General features: G+C 71.1%; 17 protein-coding genes. 7 read left to right on the top strand and 10 right to left on the bottom strand.

All coding sequences use genetic code 11. The features are described from left to right. Positions 1-24 precede the first annotated feature (24 nt). Complete coding sequence (locus tag AORI_RS52490) at positions 25-861, top strand: cell division protein FtsQ/DivIB (RefSeq protein ID WP_016332678.1); 837 nt, start codon at positions 25-27, stop codon at positions 859-861. An 84-nt stretch (positions 862-945) separates the two neighbouring features. On the opposite strand, the gene AORI_RS52495 is transcribed toward AORI_RS52490, so the two are convergent. Beyond that, complete coding sequence (locus AORI_RS52495; RefSeq protein WP_016332679.1) at positions 946-1695, bottom strand: TetR/AcrR family transcriptional regulator; 750 nt, start codon at positions 1693-1695, stop codon at positions 946-948. Positions 1696-1790: 95 nt separating this feature from the next. On the opposite strand from AORI_RS52495, the gene AORI_RS52500 reads away from it, so the two are divergent. Beyond that, positions 1791-2624: an NAD(P)H-binding protein gene (locus tag AORI_RS52500; protein WP_016332680.1), complete on the top strand. Its 834-nt coding sequence runs from the start codon at positions 1791-1793 to the stop codon at positions 2622-2624. A 58-nt stretch (positions 2625-2682) separates the two neighbouring features. Here the strand turns inward: AORI_RS52500 and AORI_RS52505 are convergent, their stop codons facing one another. Further along, positions 2683-3447 (bottom strand): hypothetical protein, encoded by a 765-nt coding sequence (locus AORI_RS52505; RefSeq protein ID WP_016332681.1) that lies wholly within the window; start codon positions 3445-3447, stop codon positions 2683-2685. 123 nt (positions 3448-3570) lie between these two features. Next, positions 3571-5628, bottom strand: coding sequence for a Stk1 family PASTA domain-containing Ser/Thr kinase (gene pknB / locus AORI_RS52510; protein WP_016332682.1), 2058 nt, complete (start codon positions 5626-5628; stop codon positions 3571-3573). A 185-nt stretch (positions 5629-5813) separates the two neighbouring features. Here pknB and AORI_RS52515 point away from each other — a divergent pair, with 185 nt between their 5' ends. Next, the gene (locus tag AORI_RS52515) at positions 5814-6182 is read left to right on the top strand and encodes an Rv2175c family DNA-binding protein (RefSeq protein WP_016332683.1); all 369 of its coding nucleotides are present in this window, start codon (positions 5814-5816) and stop codon (positions 6180-6182) included. Here AORI_RS52515 and AORI_RS52520 read toward each other — a convergent pair. Next, positions 6151-7317: an MFS transporter gene (locus tag AORI_RS52520; RefSeq protein WP_016332684.1), complete on the bottom strand. Its 1167-nt coding sequence runs from the start codon at positions 7315-7317 to the stop codon at positions 6151-6153. The two genes, AORI_RS52515 and AORI_RS52520, sit on opposite strands and share 32 nt — an antisense overlap. Before the next feature lie 22 nt (positions 7318-7339). Here AORI_RS52520 and AORI_RS52525 point away from each other — a divergent pair, with 22 nt between their 5' ends. Continuing rightward, positions 7340-7900: a CGNR zinc finger domain-containing protein gene (locus tag AORI_RS52525; RefSeq protein WP_016332685.1), complete on the top strand. Its 561-nt coding sequence runs from the start codon at positions 7340-7342 to the stop codon at positions 7898-7900. 59 nt (positions 7901-7959) lie between these two features. Here the strand turns inward: AORI_RS52525 and AORI_RS52530 are convergent, their stop codons facing one another. The 5 genes from AORI_RS52530 to AORI_RS52550 all read right to left on the bottom strand — a co-directional run bounded on the left by AORI_RS52530 (position 7960) and on the right by AORI_RS52550 (position 12854). Continuing rightward, complete coding sequence (locus AORI_RS52530; RefSeq protein ID WP_016332686.1) at positions 7960-8748, bottom strand: LLM class F420-dependent oxidoreductase; 789 nt, start codon at positions 8746-8748, stop codon at positions 7960-7962. Continuing rightward, positions 8745-9674: a phytoene/squalene synthase family protein gene (locus tag AORI_RS52535; RefSeq protein WP_016332687.1), complete on the bottom strand. Its 930-nt coding sequence runs from the start codon at positions 9672-9674 to the stop codon at positions 8745-8747. The genes AORI_RS52530 and AORI_RS52535 overlap by 4 nt, the downstream gene beginning before the upstream one ends. Continuing rightward, on the bottom strand, positions 9671-11146 hold the full coding sequence (gene crtI / locus AORI_RS52540; protein ID WP_016332688.1) for a phytoene desaturase family protein: 1476 nt from the start codon (positions 11144-11146) through the stop codon (positions 9671-9673). Before crtI ends, AORI_RS52535 begins: the two co-directional genes overlap by 4 nt. Further along, the gene (locus AORI_RS52545; protein WP_016332689.1) at positions 11146-12237 is read right to left on the bottom strand and encodes a polyprenyl synthetase family protein; all 1092 of its coding nucleotides are present in this window, start codon (positions 12235-12237) and stop codon (positions 11146-11148) included. Before AORI_RS52545 ends, crtI begins: the two co-directional genes overlap by 1 nt. 68 nt (positions 12238-12305) lie before the next feature. Next, a complete protein-coding gene (locus tag AORI_RS52550) occupies positions 12306-12854 on the bottom strand; it encodes a CGNR zinc finger domain-containing protein (RefSeq protein WP_016332690.1) in 549 nt (182 codons plus the stop codon). A 47-nt stretch (positions 12855-12901) separates the two neighbouring features. On the opposite strand from AORI_RS52550, the gene AORI_RS52555 reads away from it, so the two are divergent. Continuing rightward, positions 12902-13570, top strand: coding sequence for an AzlC family ABC transporter permease (locus tag AORI_RS52555; RefSeq protein ID WP_016332691.1), 669 nt, complete (start codon positions 12902-12904; stop codon positions 13568-13570). Beyond that, entirely contained in the window at positions 13567-13872 is a 306-nt protein-coding gene (locus AORI_RS52560; protein ID WP_016332692.1) for an AzlD domain-containing protein, read from the top strand. Before AORI_RS52555 ends, AORI_RS52560 begins: the two co-directional genes overlap by 4 nt. Here the strand turns inward: AORI_RS52560 and merB are convergent. Then, the gene (gene merB, locus AORI_RS52565) at positions 13869-14546 is read right to left on the bottom strand and encodes an organomercurial lyase (protein WP_016332693.1); all 678 of its coding nucleotides are present in this window, start codon (positions 14544-14546) and stop codon (positions 13869-13871) included. The two genes, AORI_RS52560 and merB, sit on opposite strands and share 4 nt — an antisense overlap. Positions 14547-14682: 136 nt before the next feature. Between merB and AORI_RS52570 the strand changes: the two genes are divergently transcribed. Next, positions 14683-15567, top strand: coding sequence for a methylenetetrahydrofolate reductase (locus AORI_RS52570; protein WP_016332694.1), 885 nt, complete (start codon positions 14683-14685; stop codon positions 15565-15567). Positions 15568-15573 lie beyond the last annotated feature (6 nt).

Consider the following 15573-nt stretch of genomic DNA (forward strand, 5'->3'; position numbering starts at 1 on the left):
CATGACAACGCCCGGCGGCCAGCCATGACACAGACCGGGGAACGCCGCCGCCCGGCCGAACCCGGTCGGCGTCCGCGCTCCGAACGGGTCAAGCGGACCCCACGGGCTGAACGGACTCAACGGCTGAAGGAACGGCGCGGCAGGCGGTCGGTGTACGACCGCCGCCGCACCGCCCGGCCGAACCGGCACAAGGAGCTGCGGCGACGCTGGGTCGCGCTGCTCTCGGTGCTGACCGCCGTCGCGCTCGTCTACCTGCTGTGGTTCAGCTCGATGCTGGGGGTGCGGCAGGTCGACGTCGTCGGGGCGAGCTCCGTGCCCGCGGACCAGATCCGCGCCGCGGCGGCCGTGCCGGACCAGAAGCCGATGCTGCGCCTGGACACCGACGAGATCCGGGACAAGGTGGCGCAGATGCCCGGCATCGCCACCGTCGACGTCTCGCGGTCGTGGCCGAGCACCCTCGAGATCACCGTGACCGAACGGAACGCGATCGCGTTCTTCGACAGCGGGCCCGGCGGCGACGGCGTGCACCTCGTCGACGGCGGGGGAGTGGTGTTCAAGACCGTCAAGGAACGGCCCGCCGGGCTGCCCGAGCTCAAGCTTCCGCTGGTGTCGGCCGACGACCCGGTGACCCGCGCGGTGACCGGCGTCCTCGGCGTGATCCCGCAGCAGTTGCTCAAGCAGGTCACCACCGCGACGGCGAAGACCCCCGGCAGCGTCGAGTTCGCGCTGGCCGACGGGAAGACCGTGCGGTGGGGGACCTCGGCCGACACCGAACGCAAGGCGAAGGTCCTGGCCGCGCTGCTCACCCGCGAGGGCAAGGTCTTCGACGTCTCGGCCCCCGATCTGCCCACCGTCTCCTGACTCCCTGTCGCGCGAGTGTCATGAAAGGGTCGTTCAGGACATCTTTTGTCCTGAACGACCCTTTCATGACACTTCAGGGCGTGCTCAGCGGGTGACGAGGGCTTCGATGCCGTCCAGCATGCGTTCCAGGCCGAACGCGAAGGTCTCGTCGGCGGCTTCGCAGGTGTCCGCGTCGTAGCCGCCGCTCTCCCAGATCCGCGTCATCGCCGGATGGCGCGTCACGTCGAAGTACTTCTCCCAGAACACCGACCGCTGCCCCCACCAGGCGTCCGTCGACTGCCCGGTCTCCTGCTCGACCTGCGCCGTCTCGGCGAAGAGCGTCGCGTTGGCCTGCACGTAGATCTCGATGCTGTTCGCGGCCGCGGCCGCCTTGCGGGGCTCCAGCCCGATATCCGACACCGCCGCGATCACGTACTCCTGGCCCGCCATCAGCCCGGGGCCGAGCACCGGGCGCACCATCGACGTCGAACGCAGCCACGGATGCGCCCGGAACACGGCCAAGGTGCGCTCGGCGTAGAGCCGCACCTGCTCGCGCCAGCCGTCCGGCCGCGGATCGCCGGGGCCGGGAAGGTTCCGTTCGGCGAGCACGGAGTCGACCATGAGATCGAGCAGTTCCGTCTTGCCGGGGACGTAGGTGTAGAGCGTCATCGTGCCGGCGCCGAGTTCCTTGGCGATCTGGCTCATCGACACGGTCGCCTCGCCCGCGCGGTCGGCGAGCGTGACGGCGGTGGCGATCACCTGGTCGAGGGTCAGTTTGGGCTTCCGTCCCCTGGTCGGCTGCCGGGCTTCGCCGCGGTCACGCCACAACAGATCGAGGCTGCGCTCGAAGTCCATCCACACTCCACTCGGCCGTGAAGCTGGATTCTACATTCTCGTATGAGGTACGGTTAAATTCATCCCGTAGGGCGTACGAAAAGGAGTGGGGAATCGTGACGATCCTGGTGACCGGTGCGACCGGAAGCGTCGGCAGGCTGCTCGTCGACGAACTGGTGGAGGCCGGGGCGCCGGTACGGGCGCTGACCGTCAACCCGGCGAAGGCGGCGCTGCCCGAGCAGGTGGAGGTCGCCAAGGGCTACCTGGGCAAACCGGAGACGCTGCCGGAAGCCCTCGAAGGCATCGAGACCGTGTACCTGGCACCGCTCGCGGCCAAGGTGGACGACTTCGTGAAGCTGGCGAAGGAGGCCGGAGTGCGCCGTGTGGTGGCGCTGTCGGGCAGCAACGCCGACGACCCGGCGGAGAATTCGAGCGGTGTGGACTACGCGATCATCGAGAAGGCCGTCGAGGCGGCGGGTTTCGACTGGACGTTCCTGCGGCCGGGCGCGTTCATGAACAACACGCTCGGCTGGGCGGAGACGATCAAGGCCGAGCGGGTGGTCCGCGAGGCCTACCCCGAGTCGCGGATGACGCCGATCGACCTCGCGGACATCGCCGCCGTCGCGGCGCACGTCATCCTCACCGAGGGGCACGTCGGCAAGAAGCACACGCTGAGCGGGCCGACGGCGATCAGTCAGCGCGAACAGGTCGCCGCCATCTCGGCCGCGCTCGGCGAAGAGGTGGTCTTCCAGGAGCTCACCAGGGAAGAGGCGAACAAGCAGTGGGCCGCCGCCGGGATCCCGGCCGAGATCGCCGAGTGGCTGCTCGACGGCTTCGCGTACTTCACCGAGAACCCCGACAAGCCGACCGGCGTCGTCCAGGAACTCACCGGGCGGCCCGGCGTCACCTACGCGGAGTGGGCGGTGGCGAACGTCGAAGCCTTCCGCTGATCTTTGGCCTCGTGAGTGGTAAGGACGGTTCTAACCGTCCTTACCACTCACGAGGCCCTCAGCGGGCTCGGCGCGGGAGGCGGGTCGGCAGCGGAGCGCCCCGCGGCTGGTCCGAAGCGGGCGGCGGGGACGATGGCTGGGGCAGCGGGGGCGGGGCCTGCGATTCGCGCGGCCAGGCCGGGGTGATCATCGCCTGCGCCCCGACCCGGCGGACGGGCAGCCCGTGCGACTTCCGCGCGGGCAGTCCCGGCCAGATCTCGCCCGCCTCCTTGGCGGCGTCGCGGATGGCGGTGCCGTCGAGCGAGGTGCGCGACTCCTCGATGTCGCGGTCGAGCCACTGGACGATGAACTCCAGCGGGCCGTCGGGCGGCAGCGGCCACAGGAAGATCTCGTGGTCGACGTGGAACGCCGAACCGCCCAGCCCCTGCGCGCGCAGTACCGGCTGATCCGGTTTGGTAGCCGACGGCACGGAGATGGTCTCCGAACTGGCCCGCCTCCCGTCGGGGAAGAGCACCCCGACCAGCAACGCGTTGTAGTCCGGGACCCGGCGGTGGTCGATCAGGCCTTCGCCGGGTTCGTCGAGCAGGAGATCCCGCGAGTACACCGACAGCTGGAAGGACACCGACTCCGGCCACACCTCGATGCCGCGCAGCGCCACGATGGTCCGTTCGGCCCGGCCCAGCGGCATCGACCAGGGCAGGATCGCCGGGACGATGTACTCGTGCGGCGTCTCCACCCAGGGACGGCCGTTGTAGCCGAACAGCTCCTGTTCCGGCACCGGGAACAGGGGGCGGCTGCGCGGACCGTCCGTGAAGAAGCTCATCGCGGCGCGGCGGAACGCGGGGTGAAGCTGTCCGACCTGCCGTTCACGCCGTCGACGACCACCATGCGCTCACGGTAGCCGATGACCATGCCGGTACTGAACGGTTTCAAAGCACCTTTCGCGTCACCCGAAGCCCTTGATCTTCACTTTCGTGCCCTTGGGCACCTTGGTGCCCGGCTGCGGATCCTGCTCCAGGACGAAGTCGAAACCACCGTTTCCGCCGCCGTGACCGTTCCCGTTTCCGCGACCTTGACGGTCCGGCTCCAGACCCGCCTGTTTCAGGATCTGGATCGCCTCCTCCATCCGCTTGAAGGTCACGTTCGGTACTTCGACGGCGTTCGAAACGAACACACCGATCCGGCGGTTGCTCGCCTTGCCGCCGCCCTTCGGGTCGGTGCGGATCACCTGACCGGCGGCGAACTGGTCGGAGAACTCCTCGCCCGCCTGGAACGGCTGGAAGCCCGCCTGCTGCAGGATCTGGAACGCCGCGTCCTTGGTCTGGCCCGTGACGTCCGGGACCGGCGGCAGCGGCTCGGGGCCCTTGGACAGGATGATCGTGACCTGCCCGCCGATGTTCAGCTGCGAACCGGGGCCCGGGTCGACGCGGATCACCTTGTTCTTGGCGACGTCGCTGTACTCCTGCTCGCCCTGGACCGGGGTCAGCTGCGCGGCCTTGATCGCCGTCTCCGCGTCCTGCTGGCTCGTCCCGGCCTGGATGTCGGGCACGATCGGACGGCCCTTCGACAGCACGACGTTGACCGTGGCGCCCGGCGCGAGCGCCGTGCCCTCCGCCGGGTCGGACCGGATCACCGTGTGCTGCGCGGCGGTGTCGCTGTACTCCTCGGTGTAGGCCGGGGTCAGCTTCGCCGACCGGAGCGCGTCGCCGGCGGCGGCCTGGTTCATCCCGGCCAGCTTCGGCACCGACGACGACGTCGGGCCCGAATCGTTGAGGATGAAGGCGAACGCGCCGATCAGGCCGCCGAGGACCAGGACCGCGGCCGCGATCATCAGGTAGAGCCGCTTCCGCGACCCCGGCTGCTCGTCGCCGGCCGCCGGTTTGGGGCGCGGGGGAGGCGTGCGGGGCGGCTGCGCGGCCGGGATCTGCGGCTCGCGGTGCAGCGCCTGCGTTCCGCGCGGCCCGGTGACCGGAAGGGTCGCCTCGGCGACCGGGGGCAGCACGGTCGTCGCGGCGGAGGCCGGAGCCACCGCGGGGACGGCGGGGATGCCGGGGGTGGTGCGCTCGGCGTCGGTCTCCCGGTCGGCGTCGGCGGGCAGCGGGACGGGCACCGGGACCGCCGGGACACCGAGAACGGTGCGCAGATGGTTCAGCTCGGCGAGGAACGCCGCGGCGTCGGCGGGGCGCTGCTCGGGGTCGCGGCGGGTGGCACGCAGGATCAGCTCGTCCAGCTGCGGCGGGATACCCGGCCGCAGCTCGCTCGGGCGCGGGACGTCGTCGTTGACGTGCCGGTACGCCACCGAGAGCGCGGTGTCGCCGGTGTACGGCGGGCGTCCGGTGAGCATTTCGTACAGCAGGATCCCGGCCGAATAGACGTCGCCGCGCGAAGTGGTCGCGCCGGTCGCGACCTGCTCGGGCGAGACGTAGGCGACGGTGCCGAGGATGACGCTCGAACTCGTGGTGCCCGCGCTCGCGACGGCGCGGACCAGCCCGAAGTCGCCGACCTTGACCACACCGCCCGAAAGCGCGGTCCCGCCGCGGCCGATGAGGACGTTCTCCGGTTTGACGTCGCGGTGCACCAGACCGGCGGCGTGCGCCGCGGCCAGCGCGGAGAGGACCGGTTCGGTGATGCTCAGCGCGAGCGCGACGTCCAGGGGACCGCGTTCGTCGAGCAGCTCGCGCAGGGTCCCGCCGTCGACGAGTTCCATCACCAGGAACGCGCGGCCGGACTCCTCGCCGCCTGGGGTGTCGAAGCCCTGGTCGTGCACCGCCACCACGTGCGGGTGGTGCAGCCGGGCCGCCGAACGGGCTTCCCGTTCGAAGCGTTCGACGAAGGACCTGTCGTCGGCGAACCGCGGGTCCATGATCTTGATGGCGACCTGGCGGTCGAGGCGGGTGTCGACGCCGCGGTACACCGACGACATCCCACCGCGTGCGAGCAGCTTGTCCACCCGGTAGCGGCCCTCGAGCAGAGTGCCCACCAGCGTGGGGTCCGTGCGTGTCACGGCTATGGATCGTACGGAAGTACCCATGTTCTGGTGTACGGGACCTGGGTCGCCGGGGATCACGATTCCCGTCATTTCGTCGAATCGGCGGTATCCGTGACCGGGTGGATACTCTCCGTCATGGCCCGGCTCGTCACCCGTGCGCACTAACGGAGGGGGAGACGGAATGTGGCACAGTGTCACCTGTGAGTGGTATTCCCGTCGCCGACGACGTTCTCGATGCCGATGTGGCCGTCCTCCCGCTTCCGGAGGTCGCGACCGCGCTGAACGTTTCGGCCAACAAGGTCCGCCAGATGCTGCGCGACGGCCACCTGATCGCCGTCCGGCGCAAGGGCGAGCTGTACGTCCCGGCCGCGTTCCTGGTGAAGGACGGCGTGGTCAAAGGCCTGGCGGGCACCATCACCGTGCTCGCGGACGCCGGGTTCAGCCGGACGGAGATGCTGCGCTGGCTCTTCGCCGAAGACGAGACCCTGCCCGGGATCACGCCGGTCAACGCGCTCCGCACCAGCCACGGCACCGAGGTCAAGCGGCGCGCGCAGGCGATGGCCTTCTAGCTCCCATCAGCGCATACGTGGCGGCCGCGAGAAGCTGGAATCCCGCCGCGGCACCCAGCGCGGCGGTTACGGAGAGTGCGCTCAGTGGCCCCGCGGCCGCGGCTCCGACCGCGAGCCCGGTGATCTTCACGCTCGCCGCCGTCGTGAAGACCTGAGCCCGCACCGCCGCGGGTGCTTCGCGATGCCGGATGGCGAACAGTGCCGAAAGCTGCGGGCCTTCCGCGAAACCGGCGAGTACGGCGGCGGCCAGCAGGGGCACCACGCCGGGCCCGGTGGCCGCGAGCAGGAAACTCGCGCCCAGCAGGACGGTGCTGACGAGCACGGTGCGATCCGGCGGGGGCGGTCTGCGGGCCAGCACGGCGTTCGCGACCAGTGACGCGGCGGCCATCACGGTGAGCAGGAGCGCGCCGAACCCCGGATTCCCCAGCCGCTGGGCGCCGAGCAGCGGATAGCAGACCACGGCGATCCCGATGCCGACGAAGGACACGGTGGACGTCGCGGTGGCCCGCAGCAGCGCGCGGTTGCGGAAGAGGACCGCGAACCCGTCGGCGAGCTGACGGCGGATCGGTCTCGTGGGCTTCGCTTCGGTGGCGGGCAGCGACCATGCGGCGGGGAAGGCGGCCGCGACCAGCGTGATCGCGAGCGCGACCGCGGCCGGTGCGCCGGCGTACGCGGCCACGAGCCCGGCGAGTCCCGGCCCGGCGAGGCTCGCGGCGGTGAACGTCATCGCGTCCAGCGTGCTCGCCCGCTCCAGCGGTGTCGCGCCGCGCACCTGCGGCAGCTGCGCCGTCCACCCGCCCGCCAACGCGGGGTTGAGCAACCCGGCCGCGACGGCCACGGCGATCGCCGCGGGGACTTCGACCAGCGCGAGCACCGCGCCGAGCCCGCCCGCGTACGCGAGCAGCGCCCACGCCAGCAGCCGTCCCGGCCGGGGACTGCGGTCGAGCAGGGCGCCGAGCAGCGGCCCGCCCGCCGCCGCGGAGATCGTCAGGCCCGCGAGCAGTGCGGATCCGGTGGCGGCCGAGCCGCCGACACTCACGCCGAGCAGGAGCAAAGCCGGCCCGGACAACTCGTCGCCGGTCCTGGCGACCGTCGCGCCGGCCAGGTAGACAGCGAGACTGTAACGGCCTCTCATGGACGAGACGTTACAGTGGGGTATGACTTCAGCGCAGCGGGATTTCCTGCCCGGCCGGTCGGCGCGGGCGGCGGCACAGCGGGCGGTGGATCTCCTGGTCGTCCTACTGTCGCCGGATCCGTCGGTTTCCTCGGTCCGTTCCGTGCTGGAAGCGCACGGGGAGACCTCGGTCGAGCTGGCGCCGTCGGATGTGGTGTCGTTACGCGAGGCGGCCTTGCAGCTGCGGGAGGTGTTCGCGGCGCGGGATGTCGCGGAGGCGGCCGATGTGCTCAACCGGCTGCTGGCCCGCTACGCGCATCCGCCGCGGCTGACCGATCACGCGGACGGGTTCGGCTGGCATCTCCACGTGGACGCCGCCGACGACGGGCCGTGGGGCGCGTGGCTGGTGACGTCGTCCGCGCTGGCGCTGGCCGTGCTGCTGTCGGACCGTCAGGCGCCGCCGGGCGGGTTGTGTGCCGCTTCGGGGTGTGGGAAGCCCTTCGCGTACTTGGGTGGGGGGAGTCCGCGTCGGTACTGCTCGACGCGGTGCGCCACTCGGGAGCGGGTGGCGGCTCACCGTCGCGATCGGTCCCGGATGTCATGAAAGGGTCGTTCAGGACAAAAGATGTCCTGAACGACCCTTTCATGACATTTGCGAGCGGGTCAGGACTGCTGCTTGTCCCGCCACTCGATCCAGGACCGCAGCTTGTCCAGGTTGTAGTCGGGCCCGCCGGTCGCCACGGTGAACAGCGAGACACCCAGCTCCAGCAGCTTCGGCCCCAGCTCCTCGGGCTCGCCCTCGACGGCGACCGAACGCTCGATCTCCTTCGGGTCGCGCCCCACGTCGGCGCAGTGCTGGTCGAGGATCTTGACCTTGCGCTCCACCACCTCCGGGTCGCCGAAGCCGTGCCAGATGTCGGCGTGCTTCGCGACCAGGCGCAGCGTCTTCTTCTCGCCGCCGCCACCGATCAGCACCGGGATCTTGCGGGTCGGCGCCGGGTTCAGCTTGCCGAACCGGCTCTCGATACGCGGGAGCGCCTCGGCCAGGTCGTCGAGCCGGCCGCCCGCGGTGCCGAACTCGTAGCCGTATTCGTCGTAGTCCTTCTCGAACCAGCCGGAGCCGATGCCGAGGATCAGCCGTCCGTCGGAGATGTGGTCGACGGTGCGGGCCATGTCGGCGAGCAGTTCGGGATTGCGGTAGCTGTTGCACGTCACCAGCGCGCCGATCTCGACCCGCGACGTCGATTCCGCCCAAGCGCCCAGCATCGTCCAGCACTCGTAGTGCAGTCCTTCGGGCTCGCCGTAGAGCGGGTAGAAGTGGTCCCAGTTGAAGACGATGTCCACACCGAGCTCTTCGGCCTCCGAAGCCGCCCGGCGGATCGCCTTGTATTCGGCGTGCTGGGGCTGAAGCTGGACGCCGATCCGGATCTTCCTGTTCGAAGCAGAGGTCATGACCGCAGCCTAAGCCTGGAGTTGCTCCACGTGCTCGCCAATAGCCCCGGCAGAGCGACACCCAGCCGACGGCGGCGCGGGACGACCGCGCGGGTGTTCAACACGTCGTATCCAAGGGCCACGATCTCGTCGAGGATGCCTTCGTAGAGCACGAGCGCGGTCCGCACGCATTCGCGGGATTCCGCGCGCAGCAACGGGATGCCCGCTTCGGCGCGGCGGTACACGGCGCGGTTGCGCGCCACCGCGACGGCGAGCGCGCGCCGGACGCGACGATCGGGCAGGCCGCGGGCGCGGGAGAATTCGAGCAGCTCACGGTCGACGCCGAACGCGGCCAATTCGTCGGCCGGCAGGTACAGCCGCCCTCGGTCGAGGTCCTCGCCGACGTCGCGCAGGAAGTTGGTCAGCTGGAACGCCTCGCCCAGCGCGGCGGCACCGGGCACCGCCTCCTCGGCCGGGACGACGGTGCCGAAGATCGGCAACATCTGCAGACCGATCACCTCGGCCGAACCGTGGACGTACTCCTTGAGGTCGGCGTAGGTCGCGTACTCGGTGATCTTGAGGTCCATCGCCATGGAGCGCAGGAACGCGTCGAACAGTTCGCGGTCGAGGTCGTGGCGCCGAACGGTGTCGGCGAGCGCGGTCAGCACCGGGTCGGCGGGCGTGCCGCCCTCGAAGACCTGCGCGACCATGGCGGCGACCTCGTCCAGCGCGATCGCGGGATCGGTGCCGGGGGCGGGATTGTCGACCACTTCGTCCGCCATCCGGGCGAAGCCGTACAGCGCGTGCGCGAACGGCCGCGTGCGTGGCGGCAGCAGCCGGGTCGCGAGGAAGAAGGTGCGGCCGTAGTGCGCGTTGATGCGGCGGCATTCGGTATACGCGGCCCGCAACGCCGGCTCGGTGATCCCCGCGGCGTCGAGTTCGCTCATCGGCCGGTGACCCTTCCCGCCGCGAGCCTGCCGGAGATCACCACCGGCGGGATGCCGACACCCGGCGTGGTCCCGCAGCCGGCCAGGACGACGTTGTCCACCGCCCGCATCAGGTTCCCCGGCCGGAACGGGCCGGTCTGGGCGAAGGTGTGCGCGAGCGAGAACGGCGTGCCCGCGGTGAGCCCGCGTTCCGCCCAGCCCGCGGGGGTGATCATCTCGTCGACGGAGAAGTCGTCCGCGAAGCCGGTGAGGCCGCGGTTTTCCAGCGTGCGCAGGAGTTCCGCGCGATACGCGGGGCCCACGCGGTCCCAGTCGATCTTGCCGCGGCCGAGGTTCGGCGCGGGGGCCAGTACCGAGATCACCTGGTCGCCGCCGGGGGCGAGGGCCGGTTCGGTCGCCGTCGGCCGGGTCACCAGCAGCGAGGGATCGCTCATCAGCTTGCCTTCGCGGATGATCTCCGAGAACGTCTTCTCCCAGGCGTGGCCGAAGAAGATGGTGTGGTGGCCCAGATCCGGCCACGACTTCGGCGCGTGCCCGTGCAGGACGACGGCCGACGGCGAGTACCGCAGCGGCAGCGGACGCCGGGGGCGGGCGCCGAGCAGCCGGTACGCGGTGCCGAGTTCGGTCGCGAGAACCACCGTGTCGCAAGGGATCCGCTCACCCGTGCGGGTCCGCACCGCACGCACCCGAGAGGAAACCCTTTCCAGCCAAGCGGCTTCGGTACCGAAGCGCAGCTCCGCGCCGGCGCGTTCGGCCGCCTTCGCCATCGCCCGCGCGATCTCGCCCATGCCACCCGACGGGTAGTAGACCCCGCCGACGGTGTCCATGTAGGAGATGACGCCGTACGCGCCGATCGCGCGCGCCGGATCGAGCCCCGCGTAGAGCGCCTGGAAGGAGAACAGCCGGCGCACCCGGTCGTCGCGCAAGAACCCGCCGATCTTCGGGCCGAGCCGTCCGAAACCGCCCAGCGCGGCCAGTTTCGCCAGCTCCGGGCGCACGAGATCGAACGGCGAGTCGAAGTTCGCGCCGATGAAGTGGTCCTTCTGCACCGCGTACAGCTCGGTCAGCCAGCGGCGCAGCCGCCGGTAGCCCTCGGCCTCGGCCGGACCGGCGGCCTCGCGGATCTCGGCCTCCATCGCCGCCGCCTCGGTGTGCACGGCGATCGTGCTGCCGTCGGCGAACCTCGCGCGATAGGCCGGGTCGAGCCGCGTCAGCGTCAGGTTGTCCGCCAGGGATTCGCCGACGGCGGAGAAGGCCTCGTCGAGCAGCTCGGGCATGGTCAGCACGCTGGCGCCGGTGTCGACGGTGTTGCCGCCGAAATCGGCCTGTCCGGCTCGGCCGCCGGGCGTCTTGTCCTGCTCCAGCAGGGTCACCCGGCGTCCGGCGCCGAGCAGGTGCAGCGCCGCCGACAGCCCGGCGAGCCCGCCACCGATCACCACCACGTGGTCACTCGGACCGGTGACAGTGCGCATCAGTAAGTCCGCTGGGTCGCCTTGACGACCAGCCCGGTCAGCGCGGCGGGAGCGGGTTCGGCCAGGTGGGCGCGGTCGAGCGCGGCCATCGCGGAGTCGGTGAGCTCGTCGATACGGCGTTCCACCGCGTCGACGGCGCCGACGTCCTGCAGCGCCTCGCGCACGGTCTCGACGGCGTCTTCGGACAGGTGCGCGTCGCCGATGGCGTCGGAGATGACCTTCGCCGCCGCGTCCTTGCCCTGTTCGGCCGCGCGCTGGAGACCCAGCGCGACCAGCAGGGTCCGCTTGCCCTCGCGCAGGTCGTCGCCCGCGGGCTTGCCGGTGACCGACGGGTCGCCGAACACGCCGAGCAGGTCGTCGCGCAGCTGGAACGCCACGCCGACCTCGTCGCCGAACTCGCGCAGCGTCGCGATCAGCGCGTCGTCCGCACCGCCGAGGGCGGCACCGAGGTGCAGCGGGCGCTGGACGGTGTACGCGGCCGTCTTGAGCTTGCAGATGTGCAGCGCCGCCTCGGGGGAGGCGTCGCCGGTGGCCTGGGTGCGGACGTCGAGGTACTGCCCGGCGAGCACCTCGGTGCGCATCGCCCGCCACGCCGGCCGCGCCGCCGCGAGGGCCGCGGGCGGGAGCGGGGCCTCGCCGAACATGTCGTCGGCCCAGGCCAGCGCGAGGTCGCCGACCAGGACGGCGGTCGCGAGCCCGAACGTGCTCGGGGAACCCAGCCAGCCGCTGTCGGCGTGCAGTTTCGCGCCCGCGATGTGCACCGTCGGCGAACCGCGGCGCGAATCGGAGGAGTCGATGAGGTCGTCGTGGATCAGCGCGCACGCCTGGATCAGCTCCAGGCTCGCCACCGCCTGCAGCACGCCTTCGACGTCCGGCCCGCCCGGGTCGCCGCCCGCGCCGCGCCAGCCCCACCAGGCGAACGTCGGGCGCAGGCGTTTGCCGCCGCCCAGCACGAATCCGGCCAGCGCGTCGATCCCGGCCCCGACCGTCGGCTCGGTGCGGCGGATTTCGGCACCGGCGCGCTCGAGGAACCCGGCCAGCGCCCGCTCGACGTGGGCGGGCAGATCGGCGTCGTAGGCGGACGTGTCCATGAGCACATCCTCCGGGAAGGACGTCGTCGTGACCCAGTCGGGTGCCTTCGAATGTGGCGAATTAGACGTCAGCCGCGGGTCTTGTCGTAGTGCCGCTTCACCCGCGCCCGGTTCCCGCAGTCCGACGAACTGCACCAGCGCCGCGACCGGTTGCGCGTGTGGTCGGTGAAGATCCAGCCACAGCCGGGCCCCTCGCACTCCCGGATCCGGTCCAGCTCCCCGGACCGGAGCAGCTCTTCGGCCGCCAGCGCCAGGAAATGCGGCAACGCGGTGCCGTCCACCAGCGGCACCGTCCACCGCAGCGGCAGGGAGGGCGTGAGTCCGGCGTGCCGGTACGCCGCCAGCAGCGGCTTGCGCAGCGCCGTGACGTCCGGCGGATCCGACACCAGCACGCGGTACAGCGTCTCGCGGAAGTCCTTCACCGCCTCCAGGACGGCCTCGGGGATCTCCAGCCGCTCGGTGCCCGCGCCCACCAGGACGACCCACTCGGACAGCCGTTCCGGAGCGGAAAGCCGGTCTTCCCGCCGGGCCGGATCGCGCCGCCAGGAAACGGTGTTGACCAGGTCCAACGGCACGCTCCCGCCGATGCTGTCGTACCCGTCCCAGTGGGTGTCCATGACTTCTCCTAATGGTCAAAACTAGTTTAGCTTGTTAGGGTCGAACCATGACAACGCTCCGGCACAACTATCTGGCCGGCGCCCGTGTCGGGCTCGGACTGGGTGTGGCGACCTTCGTCCTCGGAGTCACCTTCGGCGCGTACAGCCAGACCCTCGGCTGGGGGATCGCCGCCCCGATCGTCGCTTCGATCGTGGTGTTCTCCGGCTCGGCCCAGTTCGCGATGGCCACCGCGCTCGCGGGCGGCGGCAACCTCGCCGTCGCGGTCGGCGCGGCGGCCCTGATCAACGCCCGGTTCCTGCCGATGGGTGCCGCCGTCGCCGCCGATCTGCGCGGCGGACGCCTGCGCCGCGCGTGGGAAGGCCAAGCCGTCGTCGACGGTTCGTGGGTCGCCGCCCACCTCGGCGAAGGGCGCTTCGACCGCGAGAAACTCATCGGCTGCACGCTCGTCCAGTTGCCCGCGTGGGTGCTGGGGACGGTGCTCGGGGTCCTGGCCGCGCCGCCACCGGACGTCGTCTCACGGTTCGGGCTCGACGTGGTGTTCCCCGGCTTCTTCCTGGTCCTGCTCATCGACGAACTGCGCCGTTCGCGCCAGGCGGTGCTGACCGCGGTGCTCGCCGCCTGCCTCGCCGGGATCCTGGTGCTGTTCGTCCCGGTCGGGCTCGCGCTGATCGGCGCTTCGGCCGCCGCACTGGTCGGGCTGGGGGTGCGGCGATGACGCTCTGGCTCGCGATCGTCCTGGTGGCGCTGGTCAGCATCGGGTTCAAGGCGGCGGGACCGGTCCTGCTGGGCGATCGGACGCTGCCGCCGCGGGTCGCGGCCGTGATCGCGCTGCTGGCGCCCGCGCTGCTGGCCGGGCTCGTGCTCACGGACGTCACCGGCCCCGCCTGGTCCGGGGTCGACTGGACGCTCTGCGCCGGCCTGGCCGCGATCGCGGTGACCTACATGCTGCGCGTGCCGGTGCTCGCCGCGATCCTCTGCGGGGTCGTCGTCACGGCCGTGCTGCGGTTCCTCGTCTAGTGCCAGAACGGGCCGCTCAGCCCGGCCTGTGCGAAGTACGCGGCCGCGGCGGCCGGGTCCCGGCGGGTGTAGCCGTGGTCGAGCCTGCCGTCGTACCAGCCCGCCGCGAGCCGCCACAGCGTCGCCAGATCCATGACGTAACCCTTGTCCTGTCCCGTTTCCGTCAGCCATTCGTCCACACAGGACTCATCGCAGAAGAGGCGCTGGTTGGCGCAGGTGTGCACGACGTCGTCCCACATCCGCGCCACCGGGACCAGGAAGTGCGCGACCAGGTCACCCTTCGGCGGGGTCCGGTCGTTCACCATCAGCGCCTGGGGTTCGCCGCAGCCGCGGCAGCGGGTGGACACCAGCACCTCGGGTTCGGCCTTGACCAGATGCGGGATCGCGAACGCGTCCCACGCGCAGCCGCCCCACCACAACGTGCGCTCGCCCATCACCGAGAACCCGAGCGGGATCGCCGCGAACGGATGCGCCAGCACGACGTGCTCGCATTCGTCGAGTACGAGATGCCGCCGCTCCGCGAGCCGGTGCAGTGCCTGTTTCGCCACCGCGAGCGAGCCGTGGGCGGCGTCGGCCAGTTCCGGCGCCGTCGGCGGCCTCCCGTGCTCGGCGAACGCGCGGTAGACCGCCACGCGGACGTCCTCATCCCAGCTGGTGTCGGTCTCGGCGCTCATGGCGGCTCCCTGTGCTCACCACCGAGTCTCCCCAGCCGGGCACCGCTCGGCAACCGCTCGTACGTGGCTCAGATCGCACGCCCATAGCCTGAGAGGGGGCTCCCAGCCAGCGGACATTCCCCCCTAACATGGCCGTATGACGTCGGTGGTCGAGCGATTGCAGGGTGATGGACCCGTGTTCTCCATCGAGTTCTTCCCGCCCCGGGACGCGGCCGACGAGGCCGTGCTGTGGAAGTCGATCCGGGAACTCGAGCCGCTGGATCCGGCGTACATGTCGATCACCTACGGCGCGGGCGGCTCCAGCCGGGACGGCACGATCCGCAGCATCGCCCGCGTCGCCACCGAAACCACGCTGGTGCCGATGGCGCACCTCACCGCCGTCAATCACTCGGTCGCGGAACTGCGCAATGTCATCGGCTGGTACGCCGCCGTCGGCGTGCGGAACATCCTCGCGTTGCGTGGCGACCCTCCGGGCGACGTCTACGGCGACTGGGTCCCGCATCCGGACGGGCTGAACTACGCCGAAGAACTCGTCGAACTGGTGCGTTCGCTCGGCGACTTCTGCGTCGGCGTCTCGGCGTTCCCCTATGGCCACCCGCGATCGGCGAACCTCGAAGCCGACACCGAGTACCTGGTGCGCAAGCTCCGCGCGGGCGCGGATTTCGCGATCGCGCAGCTGTTCTTCGAGCCGGAGGACTTCCTCCGCCTGCGTGACCGGGTGGCGGCCACCGGCTGCGAGGCCCTGGTCATCCCCGGCATCATGCCGCTGACCACGCCGCGGACGCTGCACACATCCATCAAGCTGTCCGGCGCGCCCGCCCCGCGGCGGCTGCTGGACCGGCTCGAACCGCTGGCGGGCGACCCGAAGGCCTTCCGCGCCGAAGGGATCGACGCGGTGACCGAGCTGTGCGAGCGGCTCATCGCCGAAGGCGTCCCCGACCTGCACTTCTACACGTTCAACCGGTCCAAGGCCACGCGTGAGGTGGTCGGCAGGCTCGGGCTGGTCCCCGCCCGGGCGTAACTCCGT

The sequence above is a fragment of the Amycolatopsis keratiniphila genome, assembly GCF_000400635.2.
Classification (GTDB): Bacteria; Actinomycetota; Actinomycetes; order Mycobacteriales; family Pseudonocardiaceae; genus Amycolatopsis; species Amycolatopsis keratiniphila.